Source organism: Dolichospermum sp. UHCC 0352 (assembly GCF_009711925.1).
Classification (GTDB): domain Bacteria; phylum Cyanobacteriota; class Cyanobacteriia; order Cyanobacteriales; family Nostocaceae; genus Dolichospermum; species Dolichospermum lemmermannii.
On the sequence record NZ_VIKY01000199.1, the window covers coordinates 1 to 14,238 of the forward strand.

Consider the following 14,238-nt stretch of genomic DNA (forward strand, 5'->3'; position numbering starts at 1 on the left):
TATCCACAGCGGTTAAAACCGCTCGTGTCGCTTCCCTCTCAGCCCTAAAGGGACTGAGTCTCCCGCTTACCGCGTGATCTTATGAAAATTAGAATAACTGATTTCATCCTTCACAGTTCATCAGCACGTTGACTTAAAGAGCAGCAAACATGAATCCAGGAATTGACCTCCAAGGAACTTTTATTCAATCTGTCAAGGACTTAGGCGTACCCCCAGGAGCGGCCAAAGCCCTATGGATGCCATTACCAATGGTATTGATGCTGATTGGGGCTACAGTAGGTGTCCTAGTTGCCACATGGCTAGAACGGAAAATTTCTGCGGCAGCACAGCAACGAATTGGTCCTGAATACCAGGGTCCTTTTGGATTGTTAGTGCCTGTAGCAGATGGTCTGAAGCTGGTATTTAAAGAAGATATCATCCCCGCCAAAGCAGATCCTTGGCTATTTACCATTGGTCCAATTATTGTCGTTTTACCAGTATTTCTGTCCTATTTAATTGTGCCATTTGGACAGAATATTATCATTGCTAACGTCGGCATGGGCGTATTCTTGTGGATTGCATTATCGAGTATTCAGCCCATTGGCTTATTAATGGCGGGTTATGCCTCCAATAATAAATATGCCTTGTTAGGAGGTTTACGGGCAGCAGCGCAGTCCATCAGTTATGAAATTCCCTTAGCATTGAGTGTACTAGCGATCGCTATGATGTCCAACAGTCTCAGCACCGTTGACATCGTTAATCAGCAATCTAATTTTGGCATTTTGGGCTGGAACATTTGGCGACAACCATTAGGTTTCGTGATCTTTTGGATAGCCGCCCTAGCAGAATGCGAGCGCCTACCCTTTGACTTACCAGAAGCAGAAGAAGAACTAGTTGCAGGGTATCAAACCGAATATTCAGGCATGAAATTCGCCCTCTTCTACCTCAGTTCCTACATTAACCTGGTACTTTCTGCCTTACTAGTAGCAATTTTGTACCTTGGTGGTTGGCATTGTCCTATACCCCTGGAGATGATCACTGGTTGGTTAGGAGTCAGCGAAAGTGACCCAGCAATTCAGGTAGTCACAGCGGTTATAGGTATTACCATGACCGTAATCAAAGCCTACTTACTAGTATTTTTCGCCATCCTCATTCGTTGGACAGTACCACGGGTACGGATTGACCAATTGCTAGACTTAGGATGGAAATTTCTCTTACCAATAGGCTTGGTAAATCTCCTATTAACCGCAGCCTTCAAACTAGCCTTTCCCTTCGCCTTCGGTGGGTAAGGCAATTTTAGATTTTAGATTTTGGATTGAATCTGAAATCTAAAATCCAAAATCCAAAATCCAAAATTGTAAAGAGAGAGACACAAAAATGCTTAAATTCCTCAAACAAGTTGGTGATTACGCCAAAGAAGCAGTCCAAGCAGGTCGTTATATTGGTCAAGGATTATCTGTTACTTTTGACCACATGAGACGGCGACCTGTTACCGTCCAATACCCCTACGAAAAATTAATTCCTGGTGAAAGATTTCGCGGTCGCATTCACTATGAGTTTGACAAGTGTATTGCTTGTGAAGTCTGTGTGCGTGTTTGTCCCATTAATCTTCCTGTCGTTGACTGGGAAATGGACAAAGGCACTAAAAAGAAAAAGCTCAAACACTACAGTATTGATTTTGGAGTTTGTATCTTCTGCGGTAACTGTGTGGAATATTGTCCCACCAACTGTTTATCCATGACAGAAGAATATGAACTAGCTACTTATGATCGCCATGAACTTAATTACGATAGCGTAGCCCTGGGACGTTTGCCCTATAAAGTTACAAACGATCCAATGGTGACACCATTACGAGAACTTGTTTACCTACCTAAAGGCGTAATGGACCCCCACGGAGTCCCCGCCGATGCCCCCCGTGCAGGTTCTCGTCCAGAAGACCTAGTAGAAAAATAATTGACAACTAACAAATGACAAATGACAAATGACAACTAACAACTAACAAATGACAAATGACAACTAACAACTGACAACTAACAACTAACAACTAACTAAGGACAAAAACAGTGAATCTAGCCGAAGGAGTACAGTCTGTATCACTTGGCATTCTTGGCGTAATGATGATTGGGACAGCACTAGGTGTGGTGCTATTCTCTAACATTGTTTATTCCGCCTTTTTGCTGGGAGGTGTATTCATCAGCATGGCGGGAATATACCTATTGCTAAATGGTGATTTTGTCGCATCAGCACAAATCCTAATTTATGTTGGTGCAATTAACGTTTTAATTCTGTTTGCCATTATGTTGGTAAACAAAAGACAGGATTTTTCACCATTACCTAGTGCGGGATTACGGAAAGTATTTACAGCTTTAGTGAGTTTTGGACTATTTGCGCTTTTAAGTACAATGGTATTAGCTACGCCTTGGGCTTATACAACTAATCCCGTAGTTAGTCAAAATTCCATCATTGTCATTGGTGAGCATTTCTTCAGCGACTTTTTGCTACCCTTTGAATTAGCTTCCGTTCTGTTGCTAATAGCAATGGTAGGAGCAATTATTTTGGCACGTCGGGAATATTTACCTGACCAAGTACCAACTTCTGACCTACAACAAACAATTTTAACCCTACCAGAACGCCCCAAAGAACTCATCGGCACTGGTAGAAGTTCTGACAACTGACAACTGTACGGGCGAAGCATTTGGAAGATAAATTATCGGTAGTTGCGAAAAATGCTTCTCCAAATGCTTCGCCCCTACCAACTAACAACTGACAACCGACAATCATGCAACTCCAATACTTTTTATTACTAGCCGCAGCTTTGTTTTGCATTGGGATTTATGGTTTAATTACCAGTCGCAACGCAGTGCGGGTACTGATGTCAATTGAGTTATTGCTGAATGCCGTTAATCTAAATTTAATGGCATTTTCCAACTTCCTTGATTCAACCTTAATTAAAGGTCAAGTTTTCACAGTTTTTGTGATTACAGTCGCAGCCGCAGAAGCGGCAGTGGGTTTAGCGATTGTGCTGACGATTTATCGCAACCGCGATACCGTTGATATGGAGCAGTTTAATCTTCTGAAGTGGTAATAGTGCGTGCAACTCAAGCAGGTAATCATTGCTTATAAAGCACGAGATCCCCAGAGTAAAAGCTGGGCTGAACTTTGTGCTAAACAACTAGAAAATCGTCATTGCCAAGTATTGATGGGACCTAGTGGGCCAAAAGATAACCCCTATCCGGTTTTTTTGGCCTCTGCTAATCAACCAATTGATCTTGCTTTGGTACTTGGTGGTGATGGTACTGTCCTCACAAGTGCCAGACATTTAGCCCCAGCTGGTATCCCCATTCTCGGAGTGAATGTAGGCGGCCATTTGGGGTTTTTAACTGAGTCAGTAGATGAGTTTCAAGATCCAGAAATAGTTTGGGACAGGCTGTTAGAAGATCGTTATGCTATTCAACGGCGCATGATGTTACAAGCAGCGGTATATGAGGGAACTGGCTCAAATTTAGAACCTGTGACTGAAAGTTACTTGGCTTTAAATGAATTTTGTGTCAAACCGGCTTCTGCTGACAGAATGATTACCTCAATTTTGGAAATGGAAATTGATGGTGAGATAGTAGATCAGTATGTGGGAGATGGGTTAATTATCTCTACTCCCACAGGTTCTACTGGTTATACTGTTTCTGCCAGTGGACCAATTATGCACGATGGGATGGAAGCAATTACCATCACTCCCATTTGTCCCATGAGTCTTTCAAGTCGTCCCCTTGTCTTACCTCCTGGTTCTGTGGTCAGTATTTGGCCTTTGGGCGATTATGATTTAAGTACCAAACTCTGGATGGATGGTGTGTTATCTACTTCCATTTGGCCAGGACATCGTGTTGATGTCCGAATGGCTGATTGCCGCGCTAAGTTTATTGTATTACGGGCAAATAACTCATATTATCAAACACTGCGGGAGAAGTTACTTTGGGCTGGAACGAGAGTTCGCTACAACAATAATCACCGCAATTGATTTTTATGTATCTTTTCTAAATATTGTCCCGTTAAGTCCGTCATAGTAAATTCAACTTCGCCCCCAATTTTAAGATATTTGGGGGTTTTTAATATCTATTCTTACTCACAATTGAAAGTATGAACTATAGCAGGAGTCAGAATTTACCGAATCAGAATTCAGAAGTTAAAAGTAGTTGTCAACGAAGTTTCATCAACACCTAATAACTCTCTTTTGTAAGTTCTTGTAATTAGGTGTATTGATTCAATTTAATATGGTCTCGATTTTTAACTCTTTGCTTTTCACTAGATATACTCCAAGAATCACCATTCTAATCACCATAAACATAGACATAGCCAACCACAACATATGGTTATTGTGATAAAACCATGTTGATATAGCTAGAGGGATAAATCCCACCAAGGTACTGATTAAGAAAGTATTGCGGAGAACAACCCCTTCCGCTAGACCCGTAAAGTATCCCTCCAGAACTAAACAAATTGAGGCACATCCCAGAACCACTAATAACCAAGGAACATAGGTTTTAATTAGCTCTATGATTTCGCTGTGGTTGGTTAACAACCCAAATATGGTTTGTGGAGAAAGCACACAAAGACCAGCGCAGGTAAGTCCTATTGAAAGACTAGTTCCTATTGCTATTTGCAATAAAGGCAAATACTTATGAGTTGTCTGTTCACCTTTAAATGTTCCAGTTAAAGCAGCGGTAGAAATTCCTACACCATTAAAAATATCTATAGTCAGCAGTAACACCTGTAAAAGTAAGGCATTGCCAGCAAATATCATTGTATCCATTGTTGCGCTCAAACAGGAAAAAATGACGTAGGTGAATGCAATAGTTAAAGACCTCACAAATAGATTTCCATTCAACCGAGCAATGGATTTGAAACCTGACGATTCCAAAATTTGCTCCTTTAATGCTGCTACCTCTTTTAAAGGGACATCACGGAGTAAGAAAATTAACCCCGTCAACAACATTAAATATTGGCTGACTCCGGCAGACATTCCGGCTCCGGTACTTGCCCAATGCCACTGGTTAATATATAGGTAGTCTTGCAGTATATTAACCACATTGTAAACAATGGTCATTAGCAATACCCTACTACTTTTTTCCTGTCCAATAAACCAGCCAATTAGTACATAGTTGAGTAAAACTGCTGGTGCGCCCCAAATACGGGCATTAAAGTAGGCAAGACCAGCATCCTTGACCTCTGGAGAAGTAGTAAACAGTGCAAACCCCAAATTCCCTAAGGGTTCATGTATAACCAGAATGAGTATCCCCAAACCTAAAGCGATCGCGCTATTCCGTATTCCTACTAGTAACATAGCCTCTCGGTCATCTTCACCAACAGCTATTGCTGTCATGCCTGTAGTTACTAAACGTAAAAAACCTACACTAAAGTATATATAATCAAAAAGAATTGCACCCAGAGAAGCACCTGCAAAATAGCGGATATCTGTCAAATGACCTAGAAAAACTGTACTGGTAAAACCAGCTAACGGTATAATAGTGCAAGATAAAATATTAGTAAGGGTAATTAGATAAAAGCGAGAGATAAATTGATATTTACCTGACAAGGGGAATAATAGCATCGTATAAAAAGCCCGATTTGAAGAGGTTTTGCCCTACAGAAAATTTCATAAATAACTACAAATATGAAATTACATGATGACGATTTTTTGACTACAGCAGAATTTTGCAGTAAAATCCTATTTTAGCACCGCCTCCTATTATACCATCATAGATCCTTTGTAGTACCTTGAGCCTGTAATTGAAGGGTACAAATTGCATTGTCAAAATACTAGTTACAAAACTAGCATTTTCAAAACATATATTACTACTGGTTACATCTTGAAGAAGAAAATTCACATTTGGAGAAGTACATCTATATCTAGCGCTCTATATCATGGATGGGCTTTCTTATATCCCAAATAGGTTAATATTCTTTTTTGAAATATGTTGTTGAGATAGTAGTGATAAAGTTGTGCCTGTGGAAGAACCTATATCATATATAACACTATTATCTTTGATAAAATACTCGCTAATTTCAACTACCATTCTCTGAATCTCTTCATAAAAAGGCACGCTCTTTATAACATGACTGTCAAAACTTTCACTAACTTGCTGATCAAATTTCCAGTTACCATGACTAGCTAGAATTAAATCGTCAACAGACTCAATTGAATTACTCATATTTTCACCTTCTTATGTTTCTATTATTACATTATTATTTGATTTGCAGCATTTCTGTCTGAAATATCACATCTACAACGACAAGTCAATATTTCAAAAAGTTTCTATTATTACATTATTATTTGCAGTATTTCCGTCTAAAATATCACATCTACAACGACAAGTCAATATTTCAAAAAGTATTTAACAGGTTCTAGGAGCATATAATAGAGCCTACTGATCCTATAAGAGATACACTAACTACTAAAAGACCAAAACCTCTTCTCTATTTTTTTATTTGGAAGTCTCTAACGCCAAATTTTAACGCTAATCTACTTGTATAACTAAATTTGTATCTTATTACCAGATTTTTTGAGCAGTTAAGCTCATAATGAAAAAAAGATAATAACCAGATCCCCGACTTCTTTAACAAGTCGGGGATGTATCTTCTATCAAATATTTTACAAATCTATGTAGGAAAATAGATGAAAGTTTCTGATCGCTACAATAATTATCAACTCCATCTTTCTGATTTTCCCATTTTGCAAACTGATAAATATATCCTGCGTCTAGCTGCAAATCCTCAAGAACTAGAATCTATTTTCCAATTGCGATTTGAAGTATTTAATTTAGAACTCGGTTTAGGATTATCTAATTCTAATATTGCCCAAATGGATCAAGATAAATTTGATCAAGTTTGTCATCATTTATTACTCATTGCTAAAAATACGGGTGAAACGATTGGTACTTATAGAATGCAAACTTATACAATGGCTGCTCAATATCTAGGATTTGATGCGGCTGATATATTTGATCTTCATGGTATTCCTGATGCTGTTCTTCAATCTTCTGTTGAGGTGGGACGTGCTTGTATAGCTAAGAAGTACCGCAATAGTCATACTCTATTATTACTGTGGAAAGGATTAGCTAATTATTTACTTTGGACTAAACAACAATATTTTTTTGGCTGTGCATCTTTACTTACACAATCTCATCGAGAAGCAGCTTGTACTTTTAATTATTTAAAACAAAATAATTTTATCCATCCTCATATTTTAGTATGTCCTCATGCAAAATACTTGATAGAAATTCCGCAAAGTTATCCAGAAAAGTCTAATATATCAATTCCTAATATTTTTCAGGCATATCTAAATATTGGGGCTAAAGTATGCAGTTTACCAGCTATTGATCAGCAATTTAAAACTATTGACTTTTTAGTTATTTCTAATATTGCTGATTTTACTAGATGGCATTATGGCATGAGATTGAAATAATGACACTGTTTTTTTCGGGCTACGCATCTTTTAAAAACATCTTTTTTTTGACTGAAGCTCTAAACTGGTGAAAATGAGTGTTTCTTATCTGTTCCCTATTCCCTATTCCCTGTTCCCTTTTTTGTAATTCTGATGACTTTTTCCTTACTTAAATTTATATATACATAAAAAATGCAAAAAATCGTCTAATTAGATACAATTTATGAACATTAGAAGAAGTTTTGGAGAATAATATGGTCTTATTAAAAGGCTTTGAGATTGAGATGTACACTGGTACGCATCAAGGTGATATTGTCGGACTATCGGATCAAATTACTACAAATTTAGATGGATTTATGCGTGAGCCGGATAGCCGGAATGTGGAGTATATAACTCAACCATCTATGAATTATGACAATTTATTGTGCGCTTTACTACGTCCTAGAAAAGAGTTGCGGAACTATCTCCAAAGCTTGGATAATTATACTTTGATACCGGGTAGTACATTATCTTTGCAAGGAAGCGATCTCTTTTTGCGTTCTGACCCCACCAATCCCTATCATGATTACATTGAACAAACCTATGGCACAAAGGTAGTTACTGCCAGCGTCCATATCAATGTTGGTATCAGTGACCCAGAGGTATTAATGCGTGCCTGTCGGATCATGAGAATGGAAGCACCTCTATTCCTAGCTATGAGTGCCTCATCTCCTTTCCTAAATAGTAAAACTACTGGTTATCATTCCACCCGCTGGGGACTATTTCCCCAAACTCCCAATCATGTCCCCTTATTTGCTAGTCATGCGGATCATATTCAATGGGTAAATGAACAGTTAGCATCTGGGACAATGCAAAATGTCCGACATTTGTGGGTATCAGTGCGTCCAAATGGTGATCGCCGTCCTTATGATTTAAATCGCTTAGAACTGCGAATTTGTGACTTGGTAACAGATCCCATTGCTTTGTTAGCAATGACAGCTTTATTAGAAGCGCGGTTAATCCAAATTATCAATAACCCAGCTATTGATCCTTTAACTCAAAGTCCGTTTTCTCCCGAAGAATTGATCACCTTAACCATGAAAAACGAAATGGCTGCTGCTACTGACAGTCTTGATGGAAGATTGCAGCGATGGCAAGATGGTAGGAGTATTCTTGCCAGAGATTGGATAGCAGAAATATATGATGAAGTTTGGAGTATTGCCAAACAACAGGGCTTTAGTTGTTTCCTCTCCCCCTTGCAAAAAATTCTCCGAGAAGGTAATGAAGCTCAACAATGGTTACAACTACACAAAATAGGCGTTGATATTCAGCGTGTAATTGCCCAAGCCATTATTTCTACCCAAGAACGGGAAACCGAACTAGAAAGTAAACTATGTTCATCTGTGCGGGAATAGACACCAGACAAGAGGGAATAGGCAAGAGGGAATAGGCAAAGATACATATTCTCCTCACTCAGATTCTTATTTCCTCTCGCTGAAATGATTAAAAAAAATAATCAATGGAAAATACTTCGTAACATATTAAAAAAAACTATATATCGCCTCTACATTTTGGTAGATTTTTAGACAGCAAGAAATTTCCTAATATACAATTTAGATTTGCAAAAGATGCCCCAGATAGTTTTAGTGAACCCACAAATTCCTCCGAATACTGGCAATATTGCCCGGACTTGTGCCGCTACAGGCACGGAATTACATTTGGTCGGTCCTTTGGGATTTGAAATTAGCGATCGCTATCTGAAACGAGCCGGGTTAGATTATTGGCCTTACGTTAAATTCCATTATCATGACTCCATAGAAGTATTTCAAAGCGTACAAAAACAACGTGGGGGTAGATGCTTAGGTTTTAGTGTTCGTGGTGATTTTAACTACATTAATTTTGAATTCCAAGCGGATGATTGGCTGCTTTTTGGCAGTGAAACAGCAGGTTTACCAGCAGCTACTCTCTCAACTTGTGACTCTACCTTATATATTCCCATGTATGAACCTGGTGTTCGTAGCCTGAATCTATCAGTCAGTGTGGCCATAGGTTTATTTGAATGTCGTCGTCAGTTAGGCTATTTACAATAATTCATATTCACCAACAAAAATTTAGGATTAAGTGTGATAGAAACATATCTATCAGATCAATCACACCAAAACTTGCTATAATAATGTTGTATAACATACATAAGCAAAAGGTGAATAGTGATAAATACTGATAAGCTCCGCTAACATGACATAAGAAATTTGTATAGATATTTTCAGGGTGATCTAACCACCAAGGATAGAATTTAGTTAATTCTTTAGATGATGACTCGAAACAGGAAAATTACCGAAAACCATTACTCTCAATGATTTGGATAACTTTGTATCCAGAAATACAACAAAATAATGCGAAAATTGCAGATGTTGTATACGGTTGTTTTTTAGGGAAAAATAAAAGTAAAGTGTCCTATTGATAAAACGGATTTAGTCAAAAAATCTTGAAAACGTCTACAGCGGGATCATTGCTATTGCAGAAGTTGTCCAAGCTCATGAACTAATAAAGACAATAGACCTAGCCAAGTTATGATATTTGTTTAGTTCAGTGGTTTTGTAGCAAAATGAGTGGAGATAACTCTCAAGAGTGAGAATTTTTAGGTTGTGAGGAGTGACTTAGACAAGACAGCACCAAAAACTTGAAAGTTTAGTCAGGTGTAGAACTTGTTTAAATCAGAGAAGCACGTTAATCTTGCGTAAGTGTCTCTGGTGAATGTGATCTTGATATATGGTTTGATGTGAGATCAATCATGAATTAATATCCAACTTAAAAATCGAGATCAGTTAAACGCTAGTGATCATTAGGAGGTCGTCTTTGAAACGAGCATTGAAAAAAAGAGATAAGGCTGTGTTGAACAATACCCCCAGCGGCGATGATGCCCAGGTAGAGCAAACAAATTATGAGATCAATCCCAAAATGACCCGCCGGGCGCGGACTCATCGGGCAGCTATGGTTGGCTTGGCAATATCAATGGGAGCAACCAGCCTTTTGGTGACTCGACAAAGCGATCAAGCCCAAGCAGCGGCTCCTGTTGGCAGTCAAAAAGCAGCTTCAACAATGCCGGTTGTTTCCGAGACTGAGATGAAATTTGCCACCTCCAAACTGGAGTCCCCAAGCATCTCACCAACAGGCGCGGTAGCAACTCCCGTTATATTGGAACCAACAGTGGTTTCACAAGTACCTGGGCTTGAAGCTAAATGGCAAATTGCCACCAAAAACATAGCCGTCGAAGGCACTGCATCCAATGTAATTTCCCCAGCCAATCCCGCTGATAGAAATTCTGTTCAACTAGGGCAGGAAGTGAGCTATCGTCCAGTTCAAGCGACATTACCAATAAATAACCAACTGCCTGAGACAGCGCCACAGTTGTCTAAAGTGGAAGCGGTAACTGGCAGTACCCAAAATTTGCCAGCAGGGGAGTTAGCCAGCGGTAATGTTAATGCTCAACTCAAAGCACAGCAAGAGTTTGCCCTGAATCGCTTACAGGAAAAATCAACTCGGTTAAGAAATAGTTTGGCAGATTTGCGGTCTGAACAAACCCAAGATCTATTAAAAACTGGGATTAAGGAAGCACAACCAACCACTGTAGCTAATAAATCCGTACCAGAACAATCGGAAAATTTGACTGATTCTCAACAATCCGAGCTTATTTCTCGGTTGAAACCGAATAAACAAACAAGTCCGACGATACAGGAAATACCCATACCTGCATCAGCATCAACAAAAGTTGTCGCACAATTGTCTCCCTCAACATATCAAGTTAAGCCTGGAGACACCTTAGCGGAAATTGCTAACAATTACGGTACTTCAGTTTCTGAGCTAGTTAGAGCTAATGATCTGAGTGATCCTAATCAACTGCAAATTAATCAAAGGTTAATTATTCCTACGAACAAGATATTAGAAACCTCTGGCCGGGTAGATGATTCTTCTTTAAATAATCCTAGTTTTAACCCCAGATCATTCGTTGCTAACAATACCAGCGTTCCTGTTCCTCCACCAAGAGTAATAGAGCCGCTAGAACAGACGGAAACTCCTGGTGTGACTATCCCAGTCCCAGTGGTGACAGGTGAGCAAGAACGGAAAAATTATCCTAGTATCGCTAACCGGATTAATGTTCCTGCACCAATAGAGACAGACAGCCAAGGACAGACTGCTATTTCTATTGTTGTCCCACAAGCTTTACCTACACCCAGTGACTCTTATGGCTTAGGTGGTGATGCTCCATTACCAAGAGCTTCTTACCAAAAGCATGGGTCACAAAAACCAGTGCAAAAGGTATCTAAAGCCAAAGGTAATGAACGTATCCGCAGCTTGCAAGCAGAAATTGAGAGATTGCGATATAAATACCGCGCTCAACAAGCTGGTGTGGCTGTTACAGGATCTGAAAACAATAGTCAGTCTGTACCTGTTGCTATTGAATCATCCAATAATTCGGTAGTGTCTCAAGCCAATGCCATCCAGATTGCTGTACCTCAAGCAATATTGCCAAGTTATAGTCATCAACCGCTCAAGACTCTAGTAACAGCATCTGCTCCCACCAATGAGCCGATTAACCCAGAATTCCTGCCCGGTAAAACTGGTGCGAGATGGAATTCTCCCCGCAATTCATCTGGTATTAAGTTGACAGTGCCTCCTGCTCGTGCTAATGCGTCTGACTCTTTAGGAAAATTGCGAGGAACTTCTGTTTCTCCAGCTTTACCACCTATAGCAGCAGTAGATATACACTTGCCTCAAACCACTGAAGACAATCCCAGTTTCCCCTCTAATTCTGCCGCTACAGGCTACATTTGGCCAGCTAAGGGAGTTCTGACCTCTGGCTATGGCTGGCGCTGGGGAAGAATGCACAGAGGGATTGATATTGCTAACTCAACAGGCACACCCATTTACGCTGCATCTGCTGGTACAGTCGAGAAGGCTGGCTGGAATAGCGGTGGTTACGGTAACGTTGTGGATATCCGCCATGAGGATGGTAGTTTAACTCGCTATGGACACAACAGCCGGATTTTGGTGCAACCTGGTCAACGAGTGCAACAAGGTCAGACAATTGCGGCTATGGGTAGCACTGGTTTTAGCACTGGTCCTCACACTCATTTTGAAGTTCATCCATCTGGCAAGGGTGCTGTTAACCCTATCGCTTTCTTACCAAATCGGATTTAATTGCAGATAATCTGGAATTAAGTGATTCTCTGGTTAATGGAGGGAGGTAAACTCCCTCTTTTTATTTTTGGGGCAAAAATTTGGAAATTGATAGTTGTCAGATGCAAATTTCTATGCTATCTTAATATAAGTTGATAAAACAACGTGGCTCAGTAGCTCAGTTGGTTAGAGTACGGGACTCATAAGCCTGGGGTCGTCAGTTCAAATCTGACCTGAGCCATTAAAAACAATATCATATACAATAGTTTCAGCCTTCAGTCATTTATAGCACTGGGGCTGAATATTTGTTTGAAGGCTTTCCTGACTACATTACCCGCAAACCTAAAATCATCAAATCTCGTTCCACTCCGTCCAAATCAGCAATTTTCGGTAAATTCCCCCAGGCTTGAAAACCGAACCAGGCAAATAATTTTAAACTGGGTTGATTATGAGCGAAAATAAAACTAACTAACGTCTTTAAACCTAAATTGGGACTTTCTTGGATGGCTTTTTCTAAAAGTTGTTTTCCCAAACCACGTCCTTGAAAATCTGGGGAAATATAAATACTAATTTCCGCGGTAGAATAATAGGCTGGTCTGCCGTAGAATGATTGAAAACTCAACCATCCAGCAATTACACCATCCGTGTCCACTACCCACAGGGGACGTTGTGAGGGGACTCGTCCTTGAAACCAAGCTAAACGACTTTCCACAGACACAGGTTCTAAGTCAGCGGTAGCCATGCGACTAGGAACAGCAGCGTTGTAAATGGCGACAATGGCGGGTAAATCAGATTCTAGGGCATGGCGGATCATCATTGCGGCTATTTGGGCAAAATTCTTGATAAAATCTTTCCAAATAATACAGCGTTAAGAGGCTATTTATTCGATAGTTTTATCTTAAAACCGAACTTTGTACAACTCGAATAATTCTCCTAATTGCCGTTTAACGATTTTAGCACCTCCAACTTTAATGGTTTTTTCCCACTCCGCGACAGTTTCTAGAAATACCTCTGCACCTAAATAGGTTTCTAGTACAGCCCAATCTTCAGCTAAAGGCTGTTCTGAATTAAGAATATCAAATACAAAATGTCCCCCTGGTTTCAATACTCGTTTGACTTCCACCAAGACAGCTTGCCAATATTCTAGAGGAAAATAGCAACTAAATCCTGTAGCAATGACTAAATCAAATTGACTTTGATCATAGTTTAAATGGTGAGCCGGTCCTAATTCTACACCTTTGAATAATTTTGAGTTTAACTGTGAACCACGGGAGTTAAGGGTGTCTTTGGCTATATTACTAATTTCTTGCCCATAAAAGAATGCTTGCCAATCTCTCCAAGGATAGATTAAAAAACTGACACCGCAACCAATATCTAAACAATGTTCGTTTTTTTGAGGTTGAGCAATTTCCCAAAATGGTGAAACTATTCTCTCACTTAATCTGCCATTAATCCATTCTCGAAATATTGGCATTGCTTCTACTTCGTCGGGAACTGCAAATTTCTGATTTTGATATTGATGATTAAAGCGATATGCTATTTGTCCTATTCTCTCTTGCCATTTATCTGAGGAATAGCTATTTCTTTGATAAGAATTAGAAGGCAAATTTTTAGACATTAATTATTTTTGTCAGTTGTCAGTAGGGGCGAAGCATTTGGAAGATAAA

Annotated in this window: 13 protein-coding genes and 1 tRNA gene; 10 read left to right on the plus strand and 4 right to left on the minus strand. The window is 39.5% G+C overall.

The annotated features are described in order from the left end of the window. Positions 1-149 precede the first annotated feature (149 nt). The 5 genes from nuoH to FJR06_RS13760 all read left to right on the plus strand — a co-directional run bounded on the left by nuoH (position 150) and on the right by FJR06_RS13760 (position 3,991). On the plus strand, positions 150-1,268 hold the full coding sequence (nuoH, locus tag FJR06_RS13740; RefSeq protein ID WP_015080283.1) for an NADH-quinone oxidoreductase subunit NuoH: 1,119 nt from the start codon (positions 150-152) through the stop codon (positions 1,266-1,268). A gap of 88 nt (positions 1,269-1,356) precedes the next feature. Beyond that, entirely contained in the window at positions 1,357-1,932 is a 576-nt protein-coding gene (ndhI, locus tag FJR06_RS13745) for an NAD(P)H-quinone oxidoreductase subunit I (protein WP_015080282.1), read from the plus strand. Positions 1,933-2,042: 110 nt separating this feature from the next. After that, positions 2,043-2,654 carry an NADH-quinone oxidoreductase subunit J gene (locus tag FJR06_RS13750; protein ID WP_015080281.1) on the plus strand — a complete coding sequence of 204 codons (612 nt, stop codon included), beginning with the start codon at positions 2,043-2,045 and terminating at the stop codon, positions 2,652-2,654. A 104-nt stretch (positions 2,655-2,758) separates the two neighbouring features. Then, positions 2,759-3,064: an NADH-quinone oxidoreductase subunit NuoK gene (gene nuoK, locus FJR06_RS13755; protein ID WP_015080280.1), complete on the plus strand. Its 306-nt coding sequence runs from the start codon at positions 2,759-2,761 to the stop codon at positions 3,062-3,064. A gap of 6 nt (positions 3,065-3,070) precedes the next feature. Continuing rightward, positions 3,071-3,991: an NAD(+) kinase gene (locus tag FJR06_RS13760; protein WP_015080279.1), complete on the plus strand. Its 921-nt coding sequence runs from the start codon at positions 3,071-3,073 to the stop codon at positions 3,989-3,991. A 243-nt stretch (positions 3,992-4,234) separates the two neighbouring features. Here the strand turns inward: FJR06_RS13760 and gntT are convergent, their stop codons facing one another. Continuing rightward, on the minus strand, positions 4,235-5,581 hold the full coding sequence (gene gntT / locus FJR06_RS13765) for a guanitoxin biosynthesis MATE family efflux transporter GntT (protein WP_015080278.1): 1,347 nt from the start codon (positions 5,579-5,581) through the stop codon (positions 4,235-4,237). Between the two features lie 328 nt (positions 5,582-5,909). Further along, positions 5,910-6,182, minus strand: coding sequence for a hypothetical protein (locus tag FJR06_RS13770; protein ID WP_051155179.1), 273 nt, complete (start codon positions 6,180-6,182; stop codon positions 5,910-5,912). A gap of 464 nt (positions 6,183-6,646) precedes the next feature. Here FJR06_RS13770 and FJR06_RS13775 point away from each other — a divergent pair, with 464 nt between their 5' ends. The 5 genes from FJR06_RS13775 to FJR06_RS13795 all read left to right on the plus strand — a co-directional run bounded on the left by FJR06_RS13775 (position 6,647) and on the right by FJR06_RS13795 (position 12,812). Further along, positions 6,647-7,435 carry a GNAT family N-acetyltransferase gene (locus tag FJR06_RS13775; protein WP_015080277.1) on the plus strand — a complete coding sequence of 263 codons (789 nt, stop codon included), beginning with the start codon at positions 6,647-6,649 and terminating at the stop codon, positions 7,433-7,435. Positions 7,436-7,668: 233 nt separating this feature from the next. Beyond that, positions 7,669-8,808 carry a glutamate--cysteine ligase gene (gene gshA / locus FJR06_RS13780; RefSeq protein ID WP_168651629.1) on the plus strand — a complete coding sequence of 380 codons (1,140 nt, stop codon included), beginning with the start codon at positions 7,669-7,671 and terminating at the stop codon, positions 8,806-8,808. Between the two features lie 213 nt (positions 8,809-9,021). After that, on the plus strand, positions 9,022-9,483 hold the full coding sequence (locus tag FJR06_RS13785) for a tRNA (cytidine(34)-2'-O)-methyltransferase (RefSeq protein ID WP_015080275.1): 462 nt from the start codon (positions 9,022-9,024) through the stop codon (positions 9,481-9,483). Positions 9,484-10,249: 766 nt separating this feature from the next. Further along, positions 10,250-12,592 (plus strand): peptidoglycan DD-metalloendopeptidase family protein, encoded by a 2,343-nt coding sequence (locus FJR06_RS13790; RefSeq protein ID WP_168651630.1) that lies wholly within the window; start codon positions 10,250-10,252, stop codon positions 12,590-12,592. 146 nt (positions 12,593-12,738) lie between these two features. After that, a tRNA-Met gene (locus FJR06_RS13795) sits at positions 12,739-12,812 on the plus strand. An 84-nt stretch (positions 12,813-12,896) separates the two neighbouring features. Here FJR06_RS13795 and FJR06_RS13800 read toward each other — a convergent pair. Beyond that, positions 12,897-13,388, minus strand: coding sequence for a GNAT family N-acetyltransferase (locus tag FJR06_RS13800; RefSeq protein ID WP_015080273.1), 492 nt, complete (start codon positions 13,386-13,388; stop codon positions 12,897-12,899). Between the two features lie 81 nt (positions 13,389-13,469). Next, positions 13,470-14,189, minus strand: coding sequence for a class I SAM-dependent methyltransferase (locus tag FJR06_RS13805; protein WP_015080272.1), 720 nt, complete (start codon positions 14,187-14,189; stop codon positions 13,470-13,472). Positions 14,190-14,238 lie beyond the last annotated feature (49 nt).